Genomic DNA, 24,663 nt, shown 5'->3' on the forward strand with positions numbered 1-24,663 from the left:
GTTCTTCCATGCACCCAAGTAGAACGCGCCGCCCAGCCACCCGCGCTGCGGCGGCGCTTTCCGTGCTCTGCCTAGTGGCGTCGTGCGCGGCCAACCCTGGCCCGCCGCCGTTGGTGGAACCGGAGGACCGCCCGGATGCCGTCTCGGAGCGCGACGCCGATAGCGACGGCTCAGACAGCGCTAGCGGCGCTGACAACGCCGAGGAGCAAGGCACCAACCAGGAACCGGCCAATGGACGTCCGCAGGCGCAGATCGGCGTCGACCCGGTACGCGCGGGGTTCAACCCGCACCTAGTCGGCGACGAGTCCGCCGTGGTGCGCGGCATCGCAGACCTTGTCCTGCCCAGCGCGTTCCAAGCAGACGGCGCAAAGGACCCGAACCTGCTCGTTGGCGCGTCGGTGCTGCCGACGTCCCCGGACGCGTTCACGGTCCGGTACGTCATCGCGCCGAACGCCCAGTGGTCCGACGGCACCCCGATCACCGGCGCGGACTTCGCCTACCTGTGGCGCGGCATGACAAAAACCGCCGGCGTGGTGAGCCCGGCAGCGTACCGCGCGGTGTCGAACGTGCGAGTCAGCGGCCCCGGCGGCAAGGTCGTGGACGTGGATTTCGCGCAGCCGGTGGCGAATTGGAAGGTGCTGTTTCGGCACCTTTTACCGTCGCACTTACTCGCCGCTGACGCCGCCGATTTCGCTTACGCGCTGCGCAACACCGTCCCCGCCTCCGCGGGGCGTTACCTGGTGCGCAGCGTGGACCGCGCGCACGGCACCGTCACGCTGAACCGCAACGACAGGTTCTGGGGGCCGGACCCGGCGCCGATTGACATTCTCACTCTCGCCGCGGCGCGCGACACCACCCAGGTGGCGGACCAGCTGCGCAGCGGCCAGCTGGCGTTCGTGGACATGGTGCCGCAGGACACCACCGAGGATGTTCTCGGGCTCATCCCGGGTGCGGACACCCGCACGTTTGCGGGCACCCGCACCCTCGGTGTGACGCTTTCGGCCACCAGCGGGCTTTCGGCGCAGGCGCGCGCCGAGGTGCGTTCGCTTATCGACGTCCCCCTGCTCGCCCACATCGCCGCCCGCCGCAGCACCAACGTTCACGCCGCGGCACCCACCGAACCTGGCTCGCTGGCGCTGCTGCACGCACTGGCTGCGGACGGCAAGGTGCTGCGCGTGGCAGCCGACACCGCGGACCCAGCGGCCACCGCGGCCGCGCGTTCGCTGGTGGATTTGCTGGACGCCGCCGGCGTGCCCGCACGCATCGTGGCCAACGAGCTGCCCGCCATCGCCGCGCGCAGCTTGCCTGCAGGCGAGGTGGACGTTGTGGTGCACTGGCGCAACGACGGCGACTCCGCAGACACCCTGGCCAGCCGCATCGCCTGCCCTGCGGAGACCGGCCGCGCCGGAAATCTCGCCGGCTTTTGTTCGGTGGCCGGCGACGAGTTTGCCCGCGCAATCCTCGCGGGCGAGATTCCGCCCGCCGTTGCAGCTGAGCGCGCCGCGGCGATCGAGCACCGCGAAGCGCTCTGGGTGCCCCTGCTGCACGAAACGCGCCTTGCCGCCACCGCGGGCGGGGTGCGCGCGGCCGGCACGCAGCCGGGGCAGTGGCCGGGCGGGTTGTCGTCGGCAGGCAAATGGAAGCTAGCCGATACAGTGAAGCGGCGATCAACAACTCAGGAGGTTCCATGACCGTTCGAGACCTTTCCGGCTACCGCGTTGTCGCCGTGCACGCCCACCCCGACGACGAAGCAATCACCACCGCCGGCGCCCTCGCAGACCTTTCCGCCCGCGGCGCGGACGTGCTGGTGGTCACCTGCACCCTCGGCGAGGAAGGCGAAGTCATCGGCGAGCCGTATCAGCACCTCGTGGTCGATGAAGCGGACCAGCTCGGCGGTTTTCGCATCCAGGAGCTGCGGCGCTCCTTAGACGCGATCGGTGCGCGCGGGCAGTTCCTCGGCGGCGCCGGCCGCTTCCGTGACTCCGGTATGGCGGGCTCGCCCGCGAGCCGAAACCCGCGGGCGTTTGTGAATTCGGGCGACGTAGCCGTCGAGAAGCTTGCTGCCATCTTCGAAGCGGAAAAGCCGCACCTTGTGATCACCTACGGCCCCGACGGCGGCTACGGCCACCCGGATCACATCCGCGCCCACGAGATCACCCACGCCGCCGCCGAGCGTGTGGATGTCCCACGAATCATGTGGGCGGTGCGGCTTGCCGAGGAGACCGCGGCGCTCATGCCCGCCGAGGCCCCCGAGGGCTGGCGCCTGCCCGAAGACGGCGAGCTCGACGGCGTGGAATCCTCCGACATCCGCGTCGAGCTCGACGACGCCGCCTACAGCGCCAAGGTGGAAGCGATGCGCGCGCACGCCACACAGCTGTGGATCGCGGACGGGCGCACCACCGACGTCAACCCGCACGCCGCGCTCGCCGCGGGCCCGGTGGTGTACTACGCGCTGTCCAACCTGATCATCCAGCCGATCCAGCGCGTCGAGCACTACCAGCTGGGCGCGGGGCTACCGCTTCACGACGCCACTTCGCTGCTCGCCGGGATCGAGCGATGACCCAACCCGTAGTGCGCGACGACTTCTCTCGGGGCGAAGCCGTGGCCGGTTTAGTGTGGCTCAGCGTCGGCGCACTGGTCTCGCTCGCGCTGGAAGTGGTCTACCTCAACTGGATCTGGGCGGTTGTGGCGCTGCTGTTTAACGCGGTGCTGACGAAGACGGCGCGGCTGTGGTCCGAAACCTGGGCGCTCGCGCCGCTGGGGGTGTGGGGATGCGCGTTTTTCATTTCACTGGCCGTGCTCCCGCCAACCGGCTGGTCGCTGGTGCTATTCGTTGCCGGCATAGTGGGTGGCGTTTGGCCCATGGTTCGACGGAAGTGACATACTGTTTGCCATGACTTACGTGATTGCTCAACCGTGCGTCGATATCTTGGACCGCAGCTGCGTTGAAGAGTGCCCCGTCGACTGCATCTACGAGGGAAAGCGCATGCTCTACATCCACCCCGACGAGTGCGTCGACTGCGGCGCCTGCGAGCCGGCATGCCCGGTCGAGGCCATCTTCTACGAGGACGACACCCCCGACGAGTGGGCCGAATACTATGATGTCAACGTCGGCTTCTTCGACGAACTCGGCTCCCCAGGCGGTGCCGCCAAGACCGGCCCGCAGGACTACGACCACCCGTTTGTGGCCGCCCTGCCGCCGCAGAACCAGGACTAGGCCCTTGGCTCGCACTCCACTCGGATCGCGGCTGCCGGACTTTCCCTGGGACACCATCGCGGACGTGCGCGAGCGCGCCGCCGCCCACCCAGGCGGGCTGATTGACCTGTCCGTCGGCGGCCCCGTCGACCCGGTCGCGCCGTCGATCCAACTCGCGCTGACCGAGGCCGCCGCGGCCCCCGGCTACCCGCAGACCGCTGGCACGCCTGAACTGCGTGCCACGATCGTCTCCTCGCTTGCCCGCCGCTTCGGCATCGCCGCGCTGAACGAGCGCTCCGTGCTGCCCGTCATCGGCCTGAAGGAGGCCGTGGCGTGGCTGCCCATGCTTTTGGGCCTGCGCGGCGCGAAGGTGGTCATCCCGGAGGTCGCGTACCCCACCTACGAGGTCGGCGCCCTGATGGCCGAATGCGAAGTCGTGCGTTGCGACGACCCCGCGGACGCCCCGCGCGACGCCTCGCTAGTCTTCGTCAACTCCCCGTCGAACCCGACCGGGGCAGTAGCGTCCGCAGAGCAGATGCGCGCCTGGGTGGAGTTCTCCCGTGACACGGGCGCGATCATCGCCTCCGACGAGTGCTACCTCTACCTCGGCTGGTCCGCCGAGCCGGTGTCCATCCTGCACCCGTCCGTCACCGGCGGCGACAACACCGGGCTCCTCGCCCTGCATTCGCTGTCGAAGACATCCAACCTGGCGTCCTATCGCGCCGGCACCATCTCCGGCGACGAGAAGCTGGTGCAGGAGCTGCTGCTCGTGCGCAAGCACTCCGGCCTCATCGTGCCGGGCCCCATCCAGGCCGCCATGGTCGCGGCCCTCGGCGACGACTTGCACGAGGAAATGCAGCGCTCCATCTACGCCACGCGCCGCGTCGAACTCATGAAGGCGCTGCCTGAAGCTGGCTTTACTATCGACGACTCTGATGCCGGGTTGTACCTTTGGTGCCGTCGAGAAGCAATGAGCTCCCGCGAAATCCTGGAATGGCTCGCGGACCGCGGCATCCTGGCAGCCCCCGGCCACTTCTACGGGCCCGCCGGCGCGAACCACGTGCGCATCTCGCTGACCGCCACCGACGATCGCATCAACGAAGCCGCCAAGCGCCTGATTTCATAGCGCCGACCTCCCGCGACTACACTCACGTAAGTTTTGCGTACTTTTCCGAGGAGGTTGACCGTGACGCACGAGCACACCGCCGCCCCAGCCGGCGGGAGCACAGCGGTGCAATTCGTCGCCGGACTGCGCCAGTTTCTGCGCTTCGGCATCGTCGGCGGCTCCGGCGTGCTGGTCAACTTCATCGTGTTCTACTTGGCCAACAAGGCCCTGGAAAACGGCCTTGACCTCCACGCCAACGACGTGGTGATGCAACTTGGTTCCACCCGCTGGAACGTGCGCTGGTACCACGTGATGTCCACACTCGCGTTCGTGCTGGCGAACACCTGGAACTACCAGCTCAACCGCTCCTGGACCTTCCGCGGCGTGCACGCGCGCTCCTGGCTACGTGGTTTCTTCCCGTTTTCGGCCACCGGCGCGCTCGCGTTCGCGGTGTCGCTGACCTGCATGACGCTTCTGATGAACCCCACCACGCCAGTTGGCCTGCCGGACCACATCTTCGACGACTCCTCCGGGCTGCGCACCAAGTCCTACTGGGCGCAAGCCATTTCGACGTTCATTGCCATGCCGGTGAACTTCATCATCAACAAATTCTGGACCTTCGGAAAGCCAAAATCTTCCGTCTAACTGGGGATTGTGAAATTCTCAGGAAAAGTTATCCACATTTTGGCCCGGGTCTAGAAACGGGTCTTGCGCGGTCGTAGCTTGTGTGCCATGACACCATTCCAAGAGTTTCTAGACACACAACCGACCATCCGCGTGCTTGAAGGCTTTGACAAGCGCGCCGCCATCGCCGCCGGCGTGATACCAAACCTGGCCAGCAAGTGGGAAGCCATCCACAAGGTCTATTTCGGCGCCACCCGATGGACCAAACACCAACGTTTAGGCCGCAAAGCCGCCGAAGCCTTCCCGCTGAGTCAGCTGGTCTACATCGAAGACCGGTTAAAGAAGATCCCCAACGAAGCCGAGCGGTGGCGCGTGCGCCGCAAGCTGCTGGAAAAGTTCAGCACCCACCACGAGCTGAAAGCCAAGGCCGACCGGCTGATTCTTAAACCGGCACGGACAAAGCCGAAGCTGCAGGTCACTTTTGGACGGTCGGTGCACGGCCGACGAACGATCCGCATTACTGCCGACGAGCACGACGCCGCCGATATCGAGGCCTACCTGCGTGAGGACCTCGACCCGACCAAGCCACCGGGACCGCAGATGCTGCGAAGATTCCTCGATCTGGTCCGCGGCTGCGGAGGGGGCATACCTTTCGCCGCGCGTCGCCCGATCGTGGTTGTTGGGCTGGACCAGCACGTGCAGATCCTCTCCGGCGACGGAGACGACGTGATCCTCGGGCTCACCGACGGCACGACCATCACCGGCGCCGAATACCTGGCATCGGAGCCCGAGCTCGCGGAAGTCGCGCTGTTCCACCCGACCGAAGGTGCGTTGAACCTGTACCAGACGCAGCGCTACGCCAACGACAAGCAGCGCGACCTTGCCCGGATGACGTTGACCGTGTGCCCGTGGCCGGGCTGCCGCCACGGCTCCGATGCCTGCGAGATCCACCACATGCAGTCCTGGGCCGAAGGCGGCGAGACGAACATGCGCAACCTCGTGCCGGTGTGCCGCTACCACAACCAGATCAACCACGACATCGCCTCGCACGCGAACCGCCGCGGCAGCGTCAAACGCGTCAAGGGCAAGCCCATGTGGGTATCGCCCAACGGGATCCCCGCGGCGAACCGGTACCACCCCTACGGGGCGATGGAGGTGCTGTTCGGCTCCGGTTCCTCTGGAGCGCGGAGCACGTAGCGGGCCATCTGGTCCTCGTGGCCGCGCAGGCGCACCGGGTCGGGGAGAAGCCCGTCGTATGTGAAGCCTGCTTTCTCGGCCGTGCGGCGCGAGGCAGCGTTGTCCACGGCGATGTGCAGTTCTAGCCGCCGCAGACCTTGGGTGTACGCGTGGGCGGCGACAAGTCGCAGTGCGCGGGCGGTGAGCCCCTGGCCGCGGGCCCACGGCGCGGTGTTGTAACCCAGCACACCGCCGGGGCGTAGTTCGATGTTGCCGCTGTACCGGACGTCAACCACATACGCCCACCGCTCGACACCCTCCGGCACAACGGCGAGGAATTCGTTGGCGTGCTCGGGCGTGTAGGGGTGCGGCACGGTGGTCCAGCGCACCATTACCGGGTCGTTGCACGACGCGATGATGTCGGCGCGCACCCCTGGCAACGATTCGACATCGCGCCAGGGGAGCAGCGTCAGCTCCGTGTCCCGGAGGAGGGGCACGCTAGTTGGCGTGCAGCGCTTCGTTAAGCTCGATGCCCTTCGCGGGCACGGCTTCGACGGAGCCGGAAACGGAGTTGCGGCGGAACTGCAGGCCGTTTGCGCCGGAGAGCTCCAGCGCCTTGATCTCGGTACCGGGCTCCTTGCCCAGCGCTTCGGCCACTGGGGCAGTGAGGACCACCTTGGTGCCGGCGGTGACGTAGAGGCCGGCTTCGACGATGCAGTCGTCGCCGAGCGAGATGCCCACGCCGGCGTTGGCGCCGAGGAGGCAGCGCTCGCCGAGCGAGATGACTTCCTTACCGCCGCCGGACAGGGTGCCCATGATGGAGGCGCCGCCACCGATGTCGGTGCCGTCGCCGACGACAACGCCCGCGGAGATGCGGCCCTCGACCATGGAGGCGCCGAGCGTGCCGGCGTTGAAGTTCACGAAACCTTCGTGCATGACGGTGGTGCCTTCGGCGAGGTGGGCGCCAAGGCGGATGCGGTCGGCGTCGCCGATGCGCACGCCGGACGGCACCACGTAGTCGACCATGCGGGGGAACTTGTCCACGGAGAACACCACAACCGGGCCCTTTGCGGCAAGGCGGCCGCGGGTCATCTGGAAGTCGGAGACGGCGCAGGGGCCGTAGTTGGTCCACACCACGTTGGACAGCAGGCCGAACACGCCGTCCATGTTGGCGCCGTGGGGGCGGATCAGACGGTGCGACAGCAGGTGGAGGCGCAGGTAGACGTCGTAGGCGTCCACGGCTGGCTCGGCCAGGTCCTTGATTGCCGTTTCCACGGCCACACGCGCCACGCCGCGCGCCTCGTCGGGGCCGACGAGGTCCTCGAAGCGGGCGTCGGGCTCTGCCAACCGACGCGTCCCGGTTTCCTCAACCGGCTCATCTACTAACGGGGCGGGGTACCAGACGTCAAGCACGGTGCCGTCGTGGGTGATGGTGGCGACGCCGCGCGCGATAGCGGAAGTTGGGGAATTCATGCCAGTCACCTTACGGCACCCCGGTCACGGGTGAGGAAGGACATGGCAATCAGGATCAGCGACAGGATGGTGACGCTGATGACCTGGGAGCGCGAAGCGTCGTCGAAAAGCATGAGCACCGTCAGCCCCAGCAGCGCCGCCAGGGTCACCCACGGCACCCACGACGCTCCACGCACACGCACCGCAGAGGAGCTGATCCGCGGGTGGAGCTTGATAAAGCTCAGGGTGATCATGATCCAGGTGACGATGAGGCAGCCGCCGGTGGCGGACATGATGAAGTCGATCATCCCCGGCGGGTTCCACCACTGCAGACCCACGGCCACGAATGCGAAGAACACGGAGATGAGCACGGAGTTGCGCGGCACTCCGGCGGCGTTGGTGCGCGCCATCCACGCTGGCGCGTCGCCCTCGAGCGCCTGCTGGTAGCCCAGGCGCGAGGTGCCGTAGATCTGCGCGTTGAACGCGGACAACAGCGCGAGCACGATCACGACCTCCATGAACCTGGCTGCGCCCGGGATGTTGGCCATTTCCAAAACGGCGGTGAAGCGGGAGTCGGCGGCGGAGTCCGCGCCGTCGATCGCCGTGTACGGCAGCAGCAGGATGATCACGGTCACGGAGCCGATGTAAAACAGCGCGATGCGCCAGATAATGGAATTGACGGCGCGCTTGACGTTGTCGGAGGGGTTTTCGGACTCGGCCGCAGCGATGGTGACCACTTCGATGCCGCCGAACGCGAACGCCACTGCAAGCAGGCCTGCGGCGATGCCGGCGATGCCGTTGGGGGCGAAGCCGGATTCGCGCACGTTGCCGAAGCCGACGAACCCGCTCGCAGGCAGCACGCCGGACCACAGCAGCACGCCGATGACCAAGAATCCCAGGATGACGGCGATTTTGATCATGGCGAACCAGTACTCGAACTCGCCGAAGCCTTTGACGTGCGCGAGGTTCACGGCGGTGAGCACGACCACGACGATGAGGCCGGGCACCCATTGCGGCACGCCGAACCAGCCGGCCATCATGGCGGAGGCGCCGGTGAGTTCGGCGCCGCACGCCATGATCAACAGGAAGTAGTAGATCCAGCCGAGCAGGAACCCGGCCCAGTGGCCGAACGCCATGCGCCCGTAGGTGGCAAAGGAGCCGGAGGAGGGGTGCGCGGCGGCCATTTCGCCGAGCATGCGCATCACGGCGATGACGATCAGCCCGGCGATTGCGTAGGCGATGAGGATCGCGGGCCCGGCGGCGCGGATGCCCACGCCGACGCCGAGGAACAGCCCGGCGCCCACGGCGGTGCCGAGCCCCATGAGGGTGAGGTGCCGCGATTTCAGGCCGGAGCCGAGATCGCTGTTGCTTGTCGACGTCCCTCCGGCCATCACCCGACCGCCTTCTTTTGCACGTTTTGGTGGATCACGCCGGCGACGGCGATGACGCCGACGACGACGGTGACGGCGAGCATCTGGAAGCGCCCGTCCGCGTCGGCCAGCATCAGCGCGATGACGCCTGCGGCGAGCGCGATCATGACCCACGGCATGACAGCCGGCGCCCACATGCGCACCTCGGTGATCTCGCCGGTGGCAACGAGCTTCGGGTGGATGCGCACGAACGACAGGGCAACGACGATCCACAGCACGATCAGGCAGCCGCCGACCGCGTTGAGCAAAAATGCCAGCAGGCCCGGCGGGTTCCAGTACTGCAGGGCCACGGCGGCGAAGCCGAAGGCGACGGAGACCACGACGGCGCGCATGGGCACGCCGCGGGTGTCGGTGCGGCCGAAGGAGGCGGGTGCGTCGCCGCGCACGGCGAGGTTTTGCAGGAAGCGCGAGGAGCCGTAGATCTGGGTGTTGCAGGCGGACAGCAGCGCCACGACGATGACGGCCTCCATGATGCCCACCGCGCCCGGGATGTTGGCCAGCTCGAGCACGGCGGTGAAGGGGGAGTCGGCGGCGGAGTCGGCCCCGCCGATCTGGTCGAACGGCAGAAGCAGCACGATCAGCAGCACGGAGCCGATGTAGAACACGGAGATGCGCCAGATGATCGAGCGGATGGCGGAGTGCACGCCCGCCTGCGGGTCCTCGGATTCGGCGGCGGCGACGGTGACCAGCTCGATACCGCCGAACGCGAACGCCACGGCTAGCAGCGCGGTGGCGACGCCGGACCAGCCGTTGGGCATGAAGCCGACTTCGCTGACGTTTTCCAGCCCGACGAAACCGCCGGCGGGCAGCAGCCCGAGCCAAAGTGCGACGCCGATGATCAAAAACGCGACGATGACTGCGACCTTGATCAGGGCGAACCAGAATTCGAACTCGCCGAAGTTTTTCACGGCGGAGAAGTTGATCACGGTAAACGCCACGATGGCCATGAGCGCGGGGATCCACGGCGAGATGCCGAACCACGCGGCGACGATGGCGGAGGCGCCGGTGATTTCCACGGCCATGATCATGATCATCATGAACCAGTACAGCCAGCCGATGGTGAATCCGGCCCACGGGCCGAACGCCTGGGCGGCGTAGGTGGAAAACGTGCCGGAGGACGGCCTGGCGGCGACCATTTCGGCGAGCATCTGCATGAAGCAGACGGTGATGAATCCGGCGATGACGTACGCGATCAGCACGGCGGGCCCGGCGGCTGCGATGCCCACGCCGGTGCCCAGAAACAGGCCGGCGCCGATGGCGGAGCCGAGGCCCATCATGGTCAGGTGGCGTGTCTTCAGCCCGCGGGCGAGCGCGGTGGATTCCGCGACGGGGGAAACTGGTGTCGACATGTCGAACACCTTAAACGCAAGCTATTGCGTCAAGGGCAATATATTCCGCAAGTTTTCGCTAATCGACGCCTAAAGTGTTCCGCCGCACCACCGGCGAGGTGGAAAACGGTTCGCGTTCGATGCGAAGATCGGCGCGCCCGGCGATGGTCCGCGCGGGCACCTGGGTACCGGTTTCCACGTCGAAGACCATGGTGTCCGGTTCGAGCATGACGTTGACGCCGATTTCGCACCGGTCGCCCAAATCCACCCCGATCACGCCGGCTGACGGGTGCAGCCGGCAGTCCCGCCCGACCCGCATCGGTGCACGCTCAAACTCGCTGACCCGTGACGCCATCAGCGCCGACGACAGCGACAGATCGGTCCCGCCGCCGACCACCACGGAAGACGACAGCCGCCCCTCAATCCGCGCAGGTCCCAGCGAGCCGGCGTTGTAGGAGACGTAGCCTTCGCGCATGACTGAAGTTCCCTCGGCCAGGTATGCGCCGAGTCGCACGCGCTCGGCTTCGGCGATGGTCACCCCGGACGGCACGACGTAGTCGACCATGCGCGGCAGCCGATCGATGCCGTAGACGTGGATCAGCCCGCGCGCCCGCAGGTTGGTGCGCACGGTTTCGAAGTTGTCCGCCAGGCACGGGCCTTTGTTGGTCCACACCACCGGCTGCAGCAGCTCCAGCGCGCCGGCCATGTTGATCGTCAGCGGCTCCACCATGCGGTGCGACAGCAGATGAAGGCGCAGAAACACGTCGTGCGCGTCGATGGGTGGTGCGTCCAGGTCCGCGATGACGGTGCACACCGGCACGAGTTCCACCAGCCGGTCGTGGTCTGCGCCAATAAGTTTCAGGAACTTCGGGCTGAGTTCGTGGGCGGAGACGCGGTGGGTGCCGGAGGTGCCGCCGATAGGCAGTAGCTCCGGCGACGGGAACCAGGTGTCCAGCACGGTGCCGTTAACGGCGATGTTGGCGATTCCGACGGCGCGCGCTCCTTGAGACATGCCTGCGAGTCTAAACGTAGGATCGCCGTGTGACTTCCTTAGATCTCTTCGCCGACCCAATTGCACTTTCCGCGGCGCTCGTGGACATCGAGTCGCCCTCGCATCACGAGGAGGCGATCGCGGACGCCGTCGAGGGCGCGCTTCGCGGCCTGGAGCACGCGGAGGTTGCGCGCTTCGGCAACACGGTGGTGGCGCGCACGAATTTCGGCCTGGGGTCGCGGGTGGTGCTGGCCGGGCACATCGACACCGTCCCGCTCGCGGACAACACGCCGCACAAGCTTGTCGACGGCACCCTGCACGGCTGCGGATCCGTCGACATGAAATCCGGCATGGCCTGCTACCTGGCAGCCTTCGCGCGCCTGGCTGAGCCGGGCAAGTCGGACCACGACCTGACCGTTATCGCCTACGAGGGCGAGGAGGTCGCGCAGGAGTACAACGGCCTGCACCACCTGGAGTGCGACCACCCGGAGTGGCTCGAGGGCGACATCGCGCTGCTCGGCGAGCCGTCCGGCGCCATCATCGAGGCTGGCTGCCAGGGCACCATCCGCGTGTTCGTGGACGCGCACGGCACCCGCGCGCACTCCGCGCGAAGCTGGCTCGGCCACAACGCCGCGCACGATCTGGCCGGTGTGCTCACGCGCATCGCCGCCTACACCCCGCGCGCCGTGGAGATCGACGGCTGCGAGTATCGCGAGGGCCTCAACGTGGTGGGCCTGGAGGGCTTCGTGGCCACCAACACTATCCCGGATCACGCGCGGCTGATCGTGAACTTCCGCTACGCGCCGGACCGCTCCGTCGAGGAGGCGAAGGCCCACTTGGAGGAAGCGCTTTCGCTTGACGACGGGCTCACGCTGACCTACGACGACATCGCGCCGGGCGCGCTGCCAGGCCTGGGCGACCCGGTGGCCGCCGGCCTAGTCAAGGCTGTGGGCGGGAATTTCCGCGCGAAGTTCGGATGGACGGATGTCGCGCGCTTTTCTAGCCTGGGTGTTCCCGCGGTCAATTTCGGCCCCGGCGACCCTGGTTTTGCCCACAAGAAGGACGAGCAGTGCCCGACGGACCAGATCACGCAGGTCTTCGAGCAGCTGATGTCGTACCTGAGCGTTAACGAAAGCGAGTAGTCAATGGCCCCGCTGAACATCCCCCGTCCGGAGCGCGACCGGAAGCTGCGTGGCCCGATCGCGCTGCGCGGTTCGGACCACCAGGCGTCCACGTTCGACCAGCGCCTGCTTGAGGCGTTCGGGCATGCGGACAGCCAGTGGCGCCACGAGGACCCGTGGCGCGTGATGCGCATCCAGAGCGAGTTCGTCGCGGGCTTCGACGCGCTTTCGGAGATGCCGAAGGCCGTCACCGTCTTTGGCTCGGCGCGCCTGGGGGAGGGCACGGACGAGTACCAGCTGTCCTACGACGTTGGCAGGGCGCTGGTGGAGGCCGGCTACGCGGTGGTCACCGGCGGCGGCCCGGGCTTGATGGAGGGCCCGAACCGCGGCGCGCACAACGCCGACGGCCTGTCGGTCGGCCTAGGCATTGAGCTGCCGTTCGAGCAGGGTTTGAACGACTGGGTGGATCTGGGGCTGAACTTCCGCTACTTCTTCGCCCGCAAGACCATGTTTTTGAAGTATTCGCAGGCGTTTATCGCCCTGCCGGGCGGCTTCGGCACGATGGACGAGGTCTTTGAGGTGCTGTGCATGGTGCAAACCGGCAAGGTCACCAACTTCCCGATTGTGCTGATGGGCACCGAGTTTTGGTCTGGGCTGGTGGCTTGGATTGAGCAGCAGCTGCTGGGCCGCGGGCTGATTTCTCCGGGCGACGAGAAGCTGTTTTTGGTCACCGACTCGGTGGACGAGGCGGTGGCGCACATCGTGGACACGCACAAGGTGATGACGGATCAGCGCCTCAAGGATGACTAAGCAGCTCGCCGAGGTGATGGCGATTGTCAACCGCACACCCGACTCGTTCTACGACAAGGGCGCGACGTTCGCTTCCGAGAAAGCACTTTTGCGTATCGACGGCGCCGTGTCCGCCGGCGCCAGCATCATCGACGTCGGCGGGGTCAAAGCAGGTCCCGGCGATGACGTGGACGTTGCCGAGGAGATCGACCGCGTCGTGCCGCTGATCGCCGCCGCACGAGGACGCCACCCGGACGTGACGTTGAGCGTGGACACGTGGCGCGCGCCCGTGGCGGAGGCCGCGATCGCCGCCGGCGCGGACCTGATCAACGACACGTGGGCCGGTTTCGACCCGGAGCTGGTGGAGGTCGCCGGCTACCACCGGGTGGGCTACGTCTGCTCGCACACCGGCGGGATCACCCCGCGCACCCGCCCGCACCGGGTGCATTACGACGACGTGGTCGCCGACGTCATCGCCGAGACCACGGCGCTGGCCGAGCGCGCGGCGTCGCTGGGCGTGCCGGAGGAGCGCATCTTCATCGACCCGACCCACGATTTTGGCAAGAACACCTACCACGGCTTGGAGCTGCTGCGGCGCGTGGACGAGCTCGTGGCCACGGGCTGGCCGGTGCTGATGGCGTTGTCGAACAAGGACTTCGTCGGCGAGACCTTGAACCGTGGCCTCAACGGCGCGGACATCACCGAGCGCGTCCCCGGCACCCTCGCCACCACCGCGTGGGCGGCCGCGCGCGGGGTGGCGGCGTTCCGCGTGCACGAGGTCGAGGCCACGCTGGACGTGATACGCATGACCGCCGCGATCCAGGGCGAGATGGCCCCGCTGCACACCGTGCGGGGGCTCGCGTGAGGGTCAGTGTGGTCATTCCTGCGTTGAATGAGCAGGACACGGTGGGCGGTGTCGTCGAGAAGTGTTTGGCATCGAGCGCCGACGAGGTGCTGGTGATCGACCCGGACTCCACCGACGCCACCGCCGCCCGCGCCGCAGCCGCGGGCGCGAGGGTGGTGCCGTGGCGCGAGGTGGACCCGCGCGAGCCCTGGGAGGGCAAAGGCGAGGCCCTGTGGCGCGGCGTGAAGGCGGCCGCCGGTGACGTCGTAGTCTTCGTGGACGCGGACGTGACCTCACTTAAGCCGTGGTGGGTCGACGCGCTTGCGGAGCCGTTGTGGGATCCGGGCGTCCACCTGGTCAAAGCCTCCTACGAGCGCGCCCGCGCCGGCGGCCGCGTGACCGAACTGACCGCCAAGCCGCTGTTGCGCGCGCTGTTTCCGCAGCTCGCCCACATCCGCCAGCCGCTCGCCGGCGAGTACGCCATCCGCCGCCGCACCGCGCTTGGTCTCCCGTTCGTCGCAGGTTACGGCGTCGAGGCTGGCTTGCTCATCGACGTCGCCTCCGCCCACACCCCCGCCTCCATCGCGCAGGCCGAGCTGAGCCCGCGCACGCACCGCAACCGCCCGCTGACGCAACTGGGGCCCATGGCGGACGTGGTCTCCCGCACGATCTTGGCGCGCGCCGGGGTGGGCGAAATACAGGTCCGCGAGCGCCCCGCCTGGGTGGACGGTTAAACTAACCGGCATGCTTTCCTGGATCGTGTTAATCCTCATCCTCGCACTGCTGAGCATCATCGGCGTGCGCGTGTTCGCCTCCGTCTTCGGACGCGGTGAGGCACAGCCGCCGATGCCGCCGACCGCCGACGTCAAGGAAGCCAACCGCCGCGCCGTGGAGGAGGGCAATTTCGGCGATATCCAGCTCGAGGTTGTGCACCGCGGCTACCGCATGGATCAGGTGGATGCGCTGCTGGAGCAGTTGGCTGGTGGCAACCTTGGGCCCGTCGAGAGGCAGGATGCTCAGGTAGAATCGTCTACGTCAACTATCGCGAAGTAAAAGGAGCGTAGACGAATGGCAGCAATGAAGCCGCGTACCGGCAGTGGCCCGATGGAAGCGGTGGAGGAGTCCCGCAAGATCGTGATGCGTATCCCGTCCGACGGCGGCGGCCGCCTCGTGGTGGAGCTGTCCAAGGAGGAGGCCGGCGAGCTCGGCCGACTGCTCACGGAGGCCGCAGAAGCCTAACGCGCCGAACGCGGTAGTATCGCCACATGCTCAACGACATTGTGGACGTGCTCGCCGACCCGGCAGATCTCACCCCGCTTCGGGGCGAAGACGATTTTTCCCGTCTCGTCTCCGAATCGGGGCATTCTTATGACGTGGCCAAGCAGGGCTACGTCACCCTCGCCGCCGGCAAGGGCATCGGGCACGAGGGTGACTCGCTGGAGATGGTCAACTCCCGCGAGACGTTTTTGTCCAACGGCCACTTCGCCCCGTTCGTGGAGGCTGTCTCCGACGCGCTCGCCGATGTGGTGGAGCGCGCCGCCGGCGACACCGAACACCCGGTGATCATGGAGGCCGGCGCCGGCACCGGCTACTACCTGGCCCACACCCTGGACCTGATCGCAGGCGCGCGCGGCGTTGGCCTGGATGTGTCCGTGCCGGCCGCGAAGCACCTGGCCAAGTCACACCCGCGCGTGGGCGCTGTGGTGGCGGATGTGTGGGAGCAGCTGCCGATCCGCACCGGTTCCGTCCACGCGCTCGCCGTCGTGTTCGCGCCCCGTAACCCGGCCGAGTTCGCGCGCGTGCTCGTCGACGGCGGCGAAGCCGTCATGCTCGTCGCCGACCAAGGCCACCTGGACGAGCTGCGCGAGCCGCTGGGCATCCTCGGCGTCGAGGAGGGCAAGGTCGAGCGCCTCATCGCCCAGTCCGAGGGCCACTTGGTTCCGGCGGCGGATCCTGAGCTCATCGAGTTTCCGATGCTGCTGGAGCGCGATGCTATCGCCGCCCAGGTGGGCATGAGCCCGTCGGCGCGCCACCTGGACTCAGGCACGCTTCAGGCCCGCCTGGCGGAGCTGCCGGAGCAGATGCGGGTCACCGCGCGTGCGCAGTTGATCCGCATGCGCAAGGCATAAGCGTTAGCGCACGTAGCCGCGGCGCCACTCGGAGTGGATTTCCGCGCCGTTGTAGGCGCGGGTGCGGATGCCGGAGCAGCCGCCGTTGAGCCATACGCGCGAGGACATGACCACGCTGCCGCCGCCGGCGTAGACCTCGATGGTGGCGCCGTCGACGATGACGGTGATGTTGTCTTCGTCATCGTCGTGGAGCTCGGCGCTGGCGGGGGAGCCGTCCTTGCGGTCGAGGACGATCTGGTCGCCGGAGTGGGTGATCTCTACGCCCGGTTCACCGTCGCCGTCGAGCACCTCCACGACGACGGAGGCTCCTGGCGCGACCTCGCAGAGCCCGGCCCACATGCGGGCGCGGTCGGTGCTGTCCACCGCGTCCGGAAGCCCCGGGGCGGGCACCTGGTAGAGGCGGCCGCCCTGCAGGGTGATGCGGCGCGGCAAGGTCAGGGCGTTGGCCCAGCCTTCGGCGTCCCAGTTGGGTTCTTGGGTGGGGTCGCCGGCGCGGTCGGTGTTGGTCATGAACCCGTACAAGTAGGCGCGTTCGTACAGCTTCGCCGTTTCTGCCAGGCTGTAGGTGGTGTTGCGGGGGCGGGTGAAGTCGTGGCCGTGGTCGACGATGGTGAACGGCGTGTCCACGCGGAAGGTGTGGCCGCGCAGCTCGCCGACGGCGTAGACGGCGGTGTCTTTGCCGTCGCGTTCGAGCGTGACAAACAAAACGTCGCGGATCTGGCCGTCCACTTCGTCGCGCAGGCGCACGATGCGAGGGGCGACCAAGGATGTGTCGAGGTCGAAGCCGGTGTCGCCTTCGAATTCGAGGACGCCTTCGAGCTTCCAGTCGCGGCCGTCGTCCGAGGTGAGCACGACTGGCTTCGGCGCGGTTTCGGGGCCGGAGACGGCGAGCATGAGCCAGCCGTCGTGGTCGTCGTCGCGGTCGGTGTCGGCGTCCCAATCGGGCACGACGCAGGGGGAGCGGAAGTTGCTCACGCCTGCGACGTCTTCGACCACGGCGCCGAGGCGGGCTGCGGCGCCGGAGACGTCGAGGTCGGCGTCGTCGTCGAGGTCGGAGCACAGCTCGTTGACGTGGGGGACGTGCGCGACCTGGATGGTGCTGCCGGCGGCGGTGGCGGAGGTGAAAAACAGGTCCACGCCGTCGCCTGCGGGGGAGATGCTGCCGGCGCGAACGGCGATTTCGCCGCCGACGGGCACGATGACGTCGTTGCAGTCCACCCAGCTAAACGCGTCTTCTTCGCTTTGCTGGTGGCCCCAGCGGCTCGGTGAGTCGGGGGTGGGGCGGTACTGGTAGAACATGTTCCACATGCGCTCGGCTGCCTTGCCGGTGCGGTAGATGCCGGCGGGGCCTTCGAGGATGCCGCGCTCGGCGGTGACGTGCAGTTCCGGACGGTAAACGGTCATCTGTTCAGCCCCTTGTAAATCTCTACGGTTTCTTGCGCAATGGTCGCCCAGGAAAAGTCGGTTTTGGCCCGCGTGAGCCCGGCCGCGCCCAGGGCGGCGGCGCGGCCGGCATCGCCTGCGACGGCGTTGACGGCTTCGGCCAAGGCGGCTTCGAAGCCCGCGGTGTCGTCGGCATCGTAGTCCACCAGCACGCCGGTTTCGCCGTCGACGACGACCTCCGGGATGCCGCCGACGCGCGAGGCTACCACGGCGGTTTCGCACGCCATCGCCTCGAGGTTCACGATGCCCAGCGGCTCGTAGATGGACGGGCAGACGAACACGTCTGCCAGCGAGTACACCTCGCGCACCTTCTCGGGCGGCATCATTTCCTGGATCCAGAACACGCCGTCGCGCGACGCCTTCAGCTTTTCGACGAGCCCTTCGGTCTCCGCCGCAATCTCCTTGGTGTCCGGGGCCCCGGCGCACAGGATGAGCTGGATGTCCTCGTCGAAGGATTGGGCGGCCTTGAGCAGGTGGGCCACGCCCTTTTGGCGTGTGATGCGCCCGACAAAGGCCACAACGGGCTTGTCCGGGTTCACGCCCAGCTCATCGGCGATGGTGCCAGAGTCGGGGTACCACTTCTCCGGGTCGATGCCGTTGAGGACGGTGTGGACTTTAGTGTCGTCGATACGCGGGTATGCGCGCAGTACCGCTTCCTTCATTCCGGCGGAGACCGCGATGACCGCATCGGCGTATTCGAAGGCGTTCTTCTCCGACCAGGAGGAGACGTTGTAGCCGCCGCCGAGTTGCTCGCGTTTCCACGGGCGGTCCGGCTCCAGGGAGTGGGCGGTGACCACGTGGGGGATTTCGTGCAGCTGGCCGGCCAGGTGCCCGCCGAGCCCCGCGTACCAGGTGTGGGAGTGCACCACGTCCAGGCCGGCGGCGGCGTCGGCCATGCGCAGGCCGGTGGACAGCGTTTTCATCGCCCCGTTGGCCTCCGCCAACGCGGGGTCGACGCCGTGCACGTAGACGCCTGCTGCGTCGCGCGGTGCGCCCATGCAGTGCACGTCCACCTCGACGATGTCGCGCATGAAGCGCGTCAGCTCGGTGACGTGGACGCCGGCGCCGCCGTAGACCTCCGGTGGGTATTCGCGGGTGAACATTCCGACTTTCATGACCGCCGAGCCTACTTACCCGCGCGATTCCCTGCAGGGGCCTGAATTTCTCATTAGCCTGGTTAGTATGAAAAGCCAGCCTCGGGTTCTCGCCATCGTCCTCGCCGGCGGTGAGGGCAAGCGTCTGTTTCCGTTGACCGCCGACCGTGCCAAGCCCGCCGTGCCGTTCGGCGGCAACTACCGTCTCATCGATTTCGTCCTGTCCAACCTGGTCAACGCGGGCTACATGCGAATCGCGGTGCTGACGCAGTACAAGTCGCACTCGCTGGACCGCCACGTCGCTACTGCGTGGAACGTCTCCGGCCCGACGCAGCAGTACATCGCCTCGGTGCCGGCGCAGCAGCGCCGCGGCAAGCGCTGGTACTCGGGTTCGGCGGACGCGATCGTGCAGTCGCTGAACTTGATCTACGACGACGCGCCGGACTACGTGCTGGTCTTCGGCGCGGACCACGTTTACCGCATGGATCCTTCGCAGATGGTGGAGGACCACATCGCCTCGGGCAAGGCCGCGACTGTGGCGGGCATCCGCGTGCCGCGCTCGGAGGCGCACGCGTTCGGCTGCATCCAGGCGGCAGACGACGGCACCATCACCGAGTTTCTGGAAAAGCCCGCCGACCCGCCGGGCACCCCCGACGACCCGGAGACCACGTTCGCGTCGATGGGCAACTACTGCTTCTCCACCGAGGCGCTGATCCAGGCGCTGCTGGAGGACGAGCAGAATGAGGATTCCGCCCACGACATGGGCGGCGACATCATCCCGTACTTCGTGGCCCAGGGCGAGGCGAACGTGTACGACTTCTCCCGCAACGAGGTCCCGGGCGCGACGGAGCGCGACCGCGGCTACTGGCGCGACGTGGGCACCGTCGACTCGTTCTACGAAGCCCACATGGACCTCATTTCCTCGCACCCGGTGTTTAACCTCTACAACAAGGCGTGGCCCATTCACGCCACGGAGGAGGACAACCTGCCGCCGGCGAAGTTCGTCATGGGCGGCATCGCGCAGGAGTCCATCGTGGCGTCCGGCTCCATCATCTCGGGCGCGACAGTGCGCAACTCGGTGCTGTCTACCGACGTCCGCGTTGAGGAAGGCGGCACCGTGGAAGGCTCAGTGCTGATGCCGGGCGTGCGCGTGGGCAAGGGCGCGGTGGTGCGCCACTGCATCCTGGACAAAAACGTCTACGTCTCCGACGGGGAGATCATCGGGGTGGATCCCGAGCGCGACCGCGAGCGCTTTAACGTCTCCGACAGCGGCGTGGTGTGTGTGGGCAAAAACGAGGTGATTTAGCGCCGCTTGGTCAGAAGGGTCAGCCCGTTGTCGAGAGGCAGGCGCGCAATGGCGGCCTCTTCGAGCGCCAGCGTATCGACGAAAGCGTCCGCCTCCCTCGCCGCCTCAGTTTCGCGGTCGCGGCGGGTGGGGTCGGCCACGGTGCCGTCGAGAAGCGAGCCTGCGATGACGAGTGTGCCGCCGGGGGCGAGCAGGGGCCACGCGGCGTCGATGAGCGGGCGCAGCTCCACGGCCGAGACGTCGGCGTAGATGAGCTGGTACGCGCCCGTTGCCAGGCGGCCCATCACATCGAGCGGGCGGGAGGTGAGGAAACGCACGCGCGACGGCGCGAAGCCCGCGGCGCGGAATGCCTCCTTGGCGCCTGCCTGCAGCGCCGCCTCCGGTTCGATGCAGGTCAGGGTGGCCTTCTTGGGGAGGCCGGCGAGGATGTGCAGGCCCGCAACACCCGCGGCCGGGGTCACCGCGACCGCGCCCTGGGCGGCCTCGTTGCCCGCCGCCAGCACGGACAGCAAATCGCCCACGATCTGGCTGGGAACCGGCACGCCGTTTTCCCCGGCGTCCTCGCGGGCGCGGGCGAGTGCTTCGCCCACCGCCTCCGGCAGGTGGTCCCGGCGGGAGTCGATGTAGGTGCTCAGTTGGGTAAACGCTGTCTCACTCACACCGGCAATCATAGCGGGGCGCATGCGCCCAGGGAGCTCACAGCTGGCGTGCTGGCATCTGGGAGGTTGATCTGCCAGACTACTTGCTATGACCTCTGAGGAGAACCAGCTGTCCGGCACTGCCGCGTTCGACGCGGGCGAGGGGGCCATGCCCACCTGGTCGGAGCTGGTGCAGGAACACGCCGACAGCGTGTACCGCCTTGCCTACCGCCTGTCCGGCAACCAACACGACGCGGAAGACCTGACGCAGGAGACGTTCATGCGCGTGTTCCGGAGCTTGAAGAACTACCAGCCGGGCACCTTCGAAGGGTGGCTGCACCGCATCACTACCAACCTGTTTTTGGACATGGTGCGCCGCCGCGCGAAGATCCGCATGGAGGCGCTGCCGGAGGACTACGAGCGCGTCCCGGGCACCGACATGACGCCGGAGGAGGCATACAACGTGGCCAACCTGGACCCGGCGCTGCAGCGCGCACTGGATGATTTGGCGCCGGACTTCCGCGTCGCCGTCGTGCTTTGCGACGTCATGGGCATGACCTACGAGGAAATCGGCGACACCCTCGGCGTGAAGATGGGCACTGTGCGCTCCCGCATCCACCGCGGGCGCGCGCAGCTGCGCGAGTCGCTGGAGGCGCAGGCGCTTGACGACGCGCACGCGAAGGAGCTCATCCGCACCCGCTAACCAAGCGACGTGATGATGTCCATGGCCAAACGCGAATTCAACTCCACCGACCACCTGAACCCGGAAGCGGTTGCCGCCTTCGTCGACGGTGAGCTGTCTGATTCAGCGTTTCGCCGCGCCGCCCGCCACCTGACCGACTGCGACGAGTGCAGCGCCGAGGTCGACGCCCAGCGCCGCGCCGCGAACCGGCTGCGCGTGGTGGATAACTCGGGCGTGCATGCCCCGGCGTCGCTGGTGGAGCGCTTAGCTGGCATGAGCGCCGGGGATCTCGACAGGGTGGGCGAGGTGGGTGAGGCGCCAGGCCCTCGCGACCGGGTCAGGGATCTAGGCGCCAACCTCAGCTCGGCGCTGCAATCGGCTTTGGGCGCGCTGAAGCGCCGCGGGGAGTAGGGTGTTGTAGGTGTTTTCCAACATCGGCTGGGGCGAGATTTTCTTCATCCTGATCATCGGGCTCATCGTGATCGGGCCCGAACGCCTGCCTGCCGTCGTGGAGGATGTGCGCGCGGCCATCTACGCCGCGAAGAAAGCCATCAACAACGCCAAGGCTGAGCTCAACGGGGAGCTAGAGGGCTTTGATGAGTTTAAAAAGCCGATCAACACCGTGTCCCAGTACGCGTCGATGGGCCCGCGCCGCGCGATGGCGAAGGTGTTGTTCGAGGACGAGGCCGTCGATCCGCGCCAGGCCACGCCCGAGCCCACCCGCTCGGGCCCGCGCCCCGCGGCGCAGGAGCAGCCGCGCCCGGAGCAGCCTGCGCAGCCGGATCAGGCGGAGCGGCCGTCGAAAGGCAGGAGCTTCTCCTGGGAGGACGTTATTTAACCTGCGGGTTGAGGCTCTTGCCGGCGAGGGATTCGCGGCGCACCTTCAACTGATCCGCGACCGCCTGGATGGCCTTGGCGGCGGGGGAGTCCGGCTCGGAGATGACGACGGGGGTGCCGGTGTCGCCGTGCTCGCGAAGCTGCGGGTCCAGGGGGATGGAGCCGAGCAGCTTCACATCGGAGTCCGTCAGCTGCGTCAGGCGCTCGGCGACCTGCTCGCCGCCGCCCTCGCCGAAGATGTTCATCACGGTCCCGTCGGGCATGGTCATACCGGACATGTTCTCGATGACGCCGGCGATCTTCTGGTCCGTCTGCTGCGCGATCGTGCCGGCGCGCTCCGCCACCTCCGCGGCGGCGGCCTGCGGAGTGGTCACGATGAGCAGCTCTGCGTTCGGCACCAGCTGCGCCACCGTGATGGCCACGTCGCCGGTTCCAGGCGGCAGGTCCATGAACAACACGTCCAAATCGCCCCAGTACACGTCGGCCAGGAACTGCTGGATCGCGCGGGTGAGCATGGGTCCGCGCCACACGATCGGCGCGTTACCTTCCACGAACTGGCCCACCGAGATGTGGCGCACGCCGTGGGCGATCGGCGGCATGATCATCTCGTCGACCACAGTCGGACCCTTGTCGTTCGAGCCCATCAGCCCGGGCACGGAGTGGCCGTAGATGTCCGCGTCCACCACGCCGACGCTCAAGCCCTGCGCAGCGAGGGCGGTGGCCAGGTTCACGGTCATGGAGGACTTGCCCACGCCGCCCTTGCCGGAGGCGACGGCGAAGATACGGGTGCGCGTGTCCGGGTCCGCGAACGGGATCGCAGGCCCGGTCTGCTCGCCGCGCAGCTTCAGTGCGAGCGCTCGGCGCTGCTCGTCGCTCATGGTGTGCAGCGTGACGGAGACGTCGCCGACGCCGTCGAGTTCCTCTAGTACCGCGCGCGTGTTGGACTCAATGGTGTCGCGCATGGGGCAGCCGGCGATGGTTAGGTAGATGCCCACGGCCACGTCCGTGCCGCTAATGCGCACGGATTCCACCATGTCCAGTTCGGTGATGGGCTTGCCAATCTCGGGGTCTTCCACGCGCTCGAGTGCCGCGAGGACGTCCTGTTCTGTGATTTTTTGTTTTGTAGCCATGTTGCCCTGCAGTATAACGGTGCCCCGGAGGCGAGCGGATACACTGGTGGGCATGACAATTCCCATGAGCAACTCTTCCCGTGTGCCTGCGCGCGAGGTTCCCACGGGCTGGCCTGTCGGCAGCTTCAAAACCTACGCGGAGGCGCAGGCGGCGGTGGATTCGCTATCTGACAAGGAGTTCCCGGTGGAGAAGCTGTCCATCGTGGGCGTGGATCTGATGCAGGTGGAGAAGATCACGGGCCGTCTGACTTGGGGCAAGGTGCTGGGCACCGGCGCGCTTTCCGGCCTGTGGATGGGCCTGTTCATCGGCCTGATCCTGTCGGTGTTCACCGAGCCGGGCTCGGGTTGGGTGACGTTTACCACCACGCTGGTCATCGGCGCGATCTTCGGCGTGATTTTCGCGGCAGTGGCCTACGCGTTCACCGGCGGCAAGCGGGACTTCTCCTCGGCGACGACGATCGTGGCGGGCCGCTACGACGTGCTCTGCGAGCCGGATTCCGCACCGCAGGCGCGCGACCTCATCGCGGGCCAGCTGCCTATCGACGACACGTCGCACCCCAACCCCGATGCATAAGCGCTACCGCGCCGCGGCGGCGCTTTCCGTGTGCGCACTGACGGTCTCCGGGGCGTTGTCCGGGTGCGCTGCGCTAGGCCAGAAGAGCACGAGCAAGGAACCGATCGCGATCGGCATCGACGCCGAGGACCCGGAGCAGCGTGTCCTGGGCGAGATTTACAGCCGCGTGCTGCAGCAGCTGGGTAGGCCCACCAGCGTGACCGCTGCCGACTTCTCCGCCGGCGACACGCTGCGGGTGCTCAAGGAAACCCCGGTGGACTTTGTGGTGACATGCACCGGCCGCCTCGTCGAAGAAACCGACGTGGATGCCGCCAAGCGCTTAAAGAAGGAGGCGAAGGATGCTCCGGCCGGGTTCTCGGACGTGGTCTACGACCAAGCCATCGCCGGCCTGCCCAGCACCCTGCGAACCGTGGATCCCTCGCCGGCGCAGAGCTGCGGCCGCGCGGGCGAGTTGCCGCAGAACATCATCCCGCTGTTCGACAAGTCCGGCTTCGACCGCGGCGAGATCAACCGCCTGAACTTCATCACCCGCGTCATTTCCACCAAGTCGCTGGAGGAGATGGTCGAAGACATCGAGGGCGGCGCCGACGTCCAGGACACGCTGGCGGCGTGGATGGTGGAAAACGCCCACATCAACATCTACGACGACGAGCTGCCGGAGGCGGACGAGGACGGGGCAGCGGCGGGCGATTCCGCAGACAGCGCCGGCGTGCGCTAGGTAGGCCCCAGACACAAGGAAGGGCCCCGGGGTATCCCGGGGCCCTGACGCTTGTG

General features: G+C 67.4%; 29 protein-coding genes. 20 read left to right on the forward strand and 9 right to left on the reverse strand.

Annotated elements, in window-relative coordinates; all coding sequences use genetic code 11:
- Positions 1 to 8: 8 nt before the first annotated feature.
- The 7 genes from CAFEA_RS04235 to CAFEA_RS04265 all read left to right on the forward strand — a co-directional run bounded on the left by CAFEA_RS04235 (position 9) and on the right by CAFEA_RS04265 (position 6,122).
- A complete protein-coding gene (locus CAFEA_RS04235) occupies positions 9 to 1,691 on the forward strand; it encodes an ABC transporter substrate-binding protein (protein ID WP_082855658.1) in 1,683 nt (560 codons plus the stop codon).
- Positions 1,688 to 2,560, forward strand: coding sequence for an N-acetyl-1-D-myo-inositol-2-amino-2-deoxy-alpha-D-glucopyranoside deacetylase (mshB, locus tag CAFEA_RS04240; protein WP_063937459.1), 873 nt, complete (start codon positions 1,688 to 1,690; stop codon positions 2,558 to 2,560). Before CAFEA_RS04235 ends, mshB begins: the two co-directional genes overlap by 4 nt.
- A gap of 11 nt (positions 2,561 to 2,571) precedes the next feature.
- A complete protein-coding gene (locus CAFEA_RS04245) occupies positions 2,572 to 2,880 on the forward strand; it encodes a hypothetical protein (protein ID WP_435383985.1) in 309 nt (102 codons plus the stop codon).
- Between the two features lie 13 nt (positions 2,881 to 2,893).
- A complete protein-coding gene (fdxA, locus tag CAFEA_RS04250) occupies positions 2,894 to 3,217 on the forward strand; it encodes a ferredoxin (protein ID WP_063937457.1) in 324 nt (107 codons plus the stop codon).
- 4 nt (positions 3,218 to 3,221) lie between these two features.
- A complete protein-coding gene (dapC, locus tag CAFEA_RS04255; protein ID WP_063937456.1) occupies positions 3,222 to 4,322 on the forward strand; it encodes a succinyldiaminopimelate transaminase in 1,101 nt (366 codons plus the stop codon).
- 60 nt (positions 4,323 to 4,382) lie between these two features.
- The gene (locus CAFEA_RS04260; RefSeq protein WP_253704953.1) at positions 4,383 to 4,946 is read left to right on the forward strand and encodes a GtrA family protein; all 564 of its coding nucleotides are present in this window, start codon (positions 4,383 to 4,385) and stop codon (positions 4,944 to 4,946) included.
- Between the two features lie 87 nt (positions 4,947 to 5,033).
- A complete protein-coding gene (locus tag CAFEA_RS04265; protein ID WP_076589911.1) occupies positions 5,034 to 6,122 on the forward strand; it encodes an HNH endonuclease signature motif containing protein in 1,089 nt (362 codons plus the stop codon).
- Here the strand turns inward: CAFEA_RS04265 and CAFEA_RS04270 are convergent.
- The 5 genes from CAFEA_RS04270 to CAFEA_RS04290 are packed head-to-tail and all read right to left on the reverse strand — an operon-like array spanning position 6,065 to position 11,323.
- Complete coding sequence (locus CAFEA_RS04270) at positions 6,065 to 6,598, reverse strand: GNAT family N-acetyltransferase (protein WP_063937454.1); 534 nt, start codon at positions 6,596 to 6,598, stop codon at positions 6,065 to 6,067. The genes CAFEA_RS04265 and CAFEA_RS04270 overlap by 58 nt on opposite strands.
- Position 6,599: 1 nt before the next feature.
- Positions 6,600 to 7,574: a 2,3,4,5-tetrahydropyridine-2,6-dicarboxylate N-succinyltransferase gene (gene dapD / locus CAFEA_RS04275; RefSeq protein ID WP_034999698.1), complete on the reverse strand. Its 975-nt coding sequence runs from the start codon at positions 7,572 to 7,574 to the stop codon at positions 6,600 to 6,602.
- A gap of 5 nt (positions 7,575 to 7,579) precedes the next feature.
- Complete coding sequence (locus CAFEA_RS04280; RefSeq protein WP_063937453.1) at positions 7,580 to 8,944, reverse strand: amino acid permease; 1,365 nt, start codon at positions 8,942 to 8,944, stop codon at positions 7,580 to 7,582.
- Complete coding sequence (locus CAFEA_RS04285) at positions 8,944 to 10,332, reverse strand: amino acid permease (RefSeq protein ID WP_063937452.1); 1,389 nt, start codon at positions 10,330 to 10,332, stop codon at positions 8,944 to 8,946. Before CAFEA_RS04285 ends, CAFEA_RS04280 begins: the two co-directional genes overlap by 1 nt.
- A 58-nt stretch (positions 10,333 to 10,390) precedes the next feature.
- Entirely contained in the window at positions 10,391 to 11,323 is a 933-nt protein-coding gene (locus tag CAFEA_RS04290; protein WP_063937451.1) for a 2,3,4,5-tetrahydropyridine-2,6-dicarboxylate N-succinyltransferase, read from the reverse strand.
- Positions 11,324 to 11,352: 29 nt separating this feature from the next.
- Here CAFEA_RS04290 and dapE point away from each other — a divergent pair, with 29 nt between their 5' ends.
- Genes dapE through CAFEA_RS04325 form a run of 7 tightly spaced genes read left to right on the forward strand, consistent with a single transcriptional unit; the run spans position 11,353 to position 16,185 of the window.
- Positions 11,353 to 12,444 carry a succinyl-diaminopimelate desuccinylase gene (gene dapE / locus CAFEA_RS04295; RefSeq protein ID WP_063937450.1) on the forward strand — a complete coding sequence of 364 codons (1,092 nt, stop codon included), beginning with the start codon at positions 11,353 to 11,355 and terminating at the stop codon, positions 12,442 to 12,444.
- 3 nt (positions 12,445 to 12,447) lie between these two features.
- On the forward strand, positions 12,448 to 13,233 hold the full coding sequence (locus tag CAFEA_RS04300) for an LOG family protein (RefSeq protein WP_063937449.1): 786 nt from the start codon (positions 12,448 to 12,450) through the stop codon (positions 13,231 to 13,233).
- Positions 13,226 to 14,077 (forward strand): dihydropteroate synthase, encoded by an 852-nt coding sequence (gene folP, locus CAFEA_RS04305; RefSeq protein ID WP_063937448.1) that lies wholly within the window; start codon positions 13,226 to 13,228, stop codon positions 14,075 to 14,077. Before CAFEA_RS04300 ends, folP begins: the two co-directional genes overlap by 8 nt.
- The gene (locus CAFEA_RS04310; protein WP_063937447.1) at positions 14,074 to 14,790 is read left to right on the forward strand and encodes a glucosyl-3-phosphoglycerate synthase; all 717 of its coding nucleotides are present in this window, start codon (positions 14,074 to 14,076) and stop codon (positions 14,788 to 14,790) included. The genes folP and CAFEA_RS04310 overlap by 4 nt, the downstream gene beginning before the upstream one ends.
- A gap of 10 nt (positions 14,791 to 14,800) precedes the next feature.
- Positions 14,801 to 15,109: a hypothetical protein gene (locus CAFEA_RS04315; protein ID WP_063937446.1), complete on the forward strand. Its 309-nt coding sequence runs from the start codon at positions 14,801 to 14,803 to the stop codon at positions 15,107 to 15,109.
- 15 nt (positions 15,110 to 15,124) lie between these two features.
- On the forward strand, positions 15,125 to 15,295 hold the full coding sequence (locus tag CAFEA_RS04320; protein WP_070475087.1) for a DUF3117 domain-containing protein: 171 nt from the start codon (positions 15,125 to 15,127) through the stop codon (positions 15,293 to 15,295).
- A 26-nt stretch (positions 15,296 to 15,321) separates the two neighbouring features.
- Entirely contained in the window at positions 15,322 to 16,185 is an 864-nt protein-coding gene (locus CAFEA_RS04325; RefSeq protein ID WP_063937445.1) for a class I SAM-dependent methyltransferase, read from the forward strand.
- A 3-nt stretch (positions 16,186 to 16,188) separates the two neighbouring features.
- On the opposite strand, the gene CAFEA_RS04330 is transcribed toward CAFEA_RS04325, so the two are convergent.
- Positions 16,189 to 17,589, reverse strand: a complete 1,401-nt coding sequence (locus CAFEA_RS04330) for a GH32 C-terminal domain-containing protein (RefSeq protein WP_063937444.1) — start codon at positions 17,587 to 17,589, stop codon at positions 16,189 to 16,191.
- On the reverse strand, positions 17,586 to 18,743 hold the full coding sequence (gene glgA, locus CAFEA_RS04335) for a glycogen synthase (RefSeq protein ID WP_063937443.1): 1,158 nt from the start codon (positions 18,741 to 18,743) through the stop codon (positions 17,586 to 17,588). Before glgA ends, CAFEA_RS04330 begins: the two co-directional genes overlap by 4 nt.
- A 67-nt stretch (positions 18,744 to 18,810) precedes the next feature.
- Here glgA and glgC point away from each other — a divergent pair, with 67 nt between their 5' ends.
- Complete coding sequence (gene glgC, locus CAFEA_RS04340; protein ID WP_063937442.1) at positions 18,811 to 20,028, forward strand: glucose-1-phosphate adenylyltransferase; 1,218 nt, start codon at positions 18,811 to 18,813, stop codon at positions 20,026 to 20,028.
- Here the strand turns inward: glgC and CAFEA_RS04345 are convergent.
- Positions 20,025 to 20,699 (reverse strand): O-methyltransferase, encoded by a 675-nt coding sequence (locus CAFEA_RS04345; RefSeq protein WP_063937441.1) that lies wholly within the window; start codon positions 20,697 to 20,699, stop codon positions 20,025 to 20,027. The genes glgC and CAFEA_RS04345 overlap by 4 nt on opposite strands.
- 76 nt (positions 20,700 to 20,775) lie before the next feature.
- Here CAFEA_RS04345 and sigE point away from each other — a divergent pair, with 76 nt between their 5' ends.
- From sigE to tatB, 3 genes are read left to right on the forward strand one after another with little or no spacing between them, the layout of a single operon-like run.
- Positions 20,776 to 21,369, forward strand: coding sequence for an RNA polymerase sigma factor SigE (sigE, locus tag CAFEA_RS04350; RefSeq protein WP_034999735.1), 594 nt, complete (start codon positions 20,776 to 20,778; stop codon positions 21,367 to 21,369).
- A gap of 21 nt (positions 21,370 to 21,390) precedes the next feature.
- Complete coding sequence (locus CAFEA_RS04355; protein ID WP_143313214.1) at positions 21,391 to 21,759, forward strand: anti-sigma factor family protein; 369 nt, start codon at positions 21,391 to 21,393, stop codon at positions 21,757 to 21,759.
- Between the two features lie 10 nt (positions 21,760 to 21,769).
- Positions 21,770 to 22,186: a Sec-independent protein translocase protein TatB gene (gene tatB, locus CAFEA_RS04360; protein WP_063937439.1), complete on the forward strand. Its 417-nt coding sequence runs from the start codon at positions 21,770 to 21,772 to the stop codon at positions 22,184 to 22,186.
- Here tatB and CAFEA_RS04365 read toward each other — a convergent pair.
- Entirely contained in the window at positions 22,179 to 23,315 is a 1,137-nt protein-coding gene (locus tag CAFEA_RS04365; RefSeq protein ID WP_063937438.1) for an Mrp/NBP35 family ATP-binding protein, read from the reverse strand. The two genes, tatB and CAFEA_RS04365, sit on opposite strands and share 8 nt — an antisense overlap.
- 52 nt (positions 23,316 to 23,367) lie before the next feature.
- Here CAFEA_RS04365 and CAFEA_RS04370 point away from each other — a divergent pair, with 52 nt between their 5' ends.
- Entirely contained in the window at positions 23,368 to 23,889 is a 522-nt protein-coding gene (locus CAFEA_RS04370; RefSeq protein WP_063937437.1) for a YflT domain-containing protein, read from the forward strand.
- Positions 23,882 to 24,607, forward strand: a complete 726-nt coding sequence (locus tag CAFEA_RS04375) for a hypothetical protein (RefSeq protein WP_063937436.1) — start codon at positions 23,882 to 23,884, stop codon at positions 24,605 to 24,607. Before CAFEA_RS04370 ends, CAFEA_RS04375 begins: the two co-directional genes overlap by 8 nt.
- Positions 24,608 to 24,663: the final 56 nt, after the last annotated feature.

The sequence above is a fragment of the Corynebacterium afermentans subsp. afermentans genome (genome assembly GCF_030408355.1).
Taxonomy (GTDB): domain Bacteria; phylum Actinomycetota; class Actinomycetes; order Mycobacteriales; family Mycobacteriaceae; genus Corynebacterium; species Corynebacterium afermentans.

Bases quoted from the DNA above. Each gene is read 5' to 3' on its own strand.
- CAFEA_RS04300 (WP_063937449.1), top strand. From the start codon at position 12,448: ATGGCCCCGCTGAACATCCCCCGTCCGGAGCGCGACCGGAAGCTGCGT.
- CAFEA_RS04370 (WP_063937437.1), top strand. From the start codon at position 23,368: ATGACAATTCCCATGAGCAACTCTTCCCGTGTGCCTGCGCGCGAGGTT.
- CAFEA_RS04235 (WP_082855658.1), top strand. From the start codon at position 9: ATGCACCCAAGTAGAACGCGCCGCCCAGCCACCCGCGCTGCGGCGGCG.
- CAFEA_RS04355 (WP_143313214.1), top strand. From the start codon at position 21,391: ATGGCCAAACGCGAATTCAACTCCACCGACCACCTGAACCCGGAAGCG.
- CAFEA_RS04265 (WP_076589911.1), top strand. From the start codon at position 5,034: ATGACACCATTCCAAGAGTTTCTAGACACACAACCGACCATCCGCGTG.
- CAFEA_RS04345 (WP_063937441.1), bottom strand. From the start codon at position 20,699: ATGATTGCCGGTGTGAGTGAGACAGCGTTTACCCAACTGAGCACCTAC.
- CAFEA_RS04290 (WP_063937451.1), bottom strand. From the start codon at position 11,323: ATGTCTCAAGGAGCGCGCGCCGTCGGAATCGCCAACATCGCCGTTAAC.
- folP (WP_063937448.1), top strand. From the start codon at position 13,226: ATGACTAAGCAGCTCGCCGAGGTGATGGCGATTGTCAACCGCACACCC.
- CAFEA_RS04285 (WP_063937452.1), bottom strand. From the start codon at position 10,332: ATGTCGACACCAGTTTCCCCCGTCGCGGAATCCACCGCGCTCGCCCGC.
- dapD (WP_034999698.1), bottom strand. From the start codon at position 7,574: ATGAATTCCCCAACTTCCGCTATCGCGCGCGGCGTCGCCACCATCACC.
- CAFEA_RS04280 (WP_063937453.1), bottom strand. From the start codon at position 8,944: ATGGCCGGAGGGACGTCGACAAGCAACAGCGATCTCGGCTCCGGCCTG.
- CAFEA_RS04330 (WP_063937444.1), bottom strand. From the start codon at position 17,589: ATGACCGTTTACCGTCCGGAACTGCACGTCACCGCCGAGCGCGGCATC.
- CAFEA_RS04315 (WP_063937446.1), top strand. From the start codon at position 14,801: ATGCTTTCCTGGATCGTGTTAATCCTCATCCTCGCACTGCTGAGCATC.
- glgC (WP_063937442.1), top strand. From the start codon at position 18,811: ATGAAAAGCCAGCCTCGGGTTCTCGCCATCGTCCTCGCCGGCGGTGAG.
- glgA (WP_063937443.1), bottom strand. From the start codon at position 18,743: ATGAAAGTCGGAATGTTCACCCGCGAATACCCACCGGAGGTCTACGGC.
- mshB (WP_063937459.1), top strand. From the start codon at position 1,688: ATGACCGTTCGAGACCTTTCCGGCTACCGCGTTGTCGCCGTGCACGCC.
- CAFEA_RS04365 (WP_063937438.1), bottom strand. From the start codon at position 23,315: ATGGCTACAAAACAAAAAATCACAGAACAGGACGTCCTCGCGGCACTC.
- fdxA (WP_063937457.1), top strand. From the start codon at position 2,894: ATGACTTACGTGATTGCTCAACCGTGCGTCGATATCTTGGACCGCAGC.
- CAFEA_RS04325 (WP_063937445.1), top strand. From the start codon at position 15,322: ATGCTCAACGACATTGTGGACGTGCTCGCCGACCCGGCAGATCTCACC.
- sigE (WP_034999735.1), top strand. From the start codon at position 20,776: ATGACCTCTGAGGAGAACCAGCTGTCCGGCACTGCCGCGTTCGACGCG.
- CAFEA_RS04320 (WP_070475087.1), top strand. From the start codon at position 15,125: ATGGCAGCAATGAAGCCGCGTACCGGCAGTGGCCCGATGGAAGCGGTG.
- CAFEA_RS04375 (WP_063937436.1), top strand. From the start codon at position 23,882: ATGCATAAGCGCTACCGCGCCGCGGCGGCGCTTTCCGTGTGCGCACTG.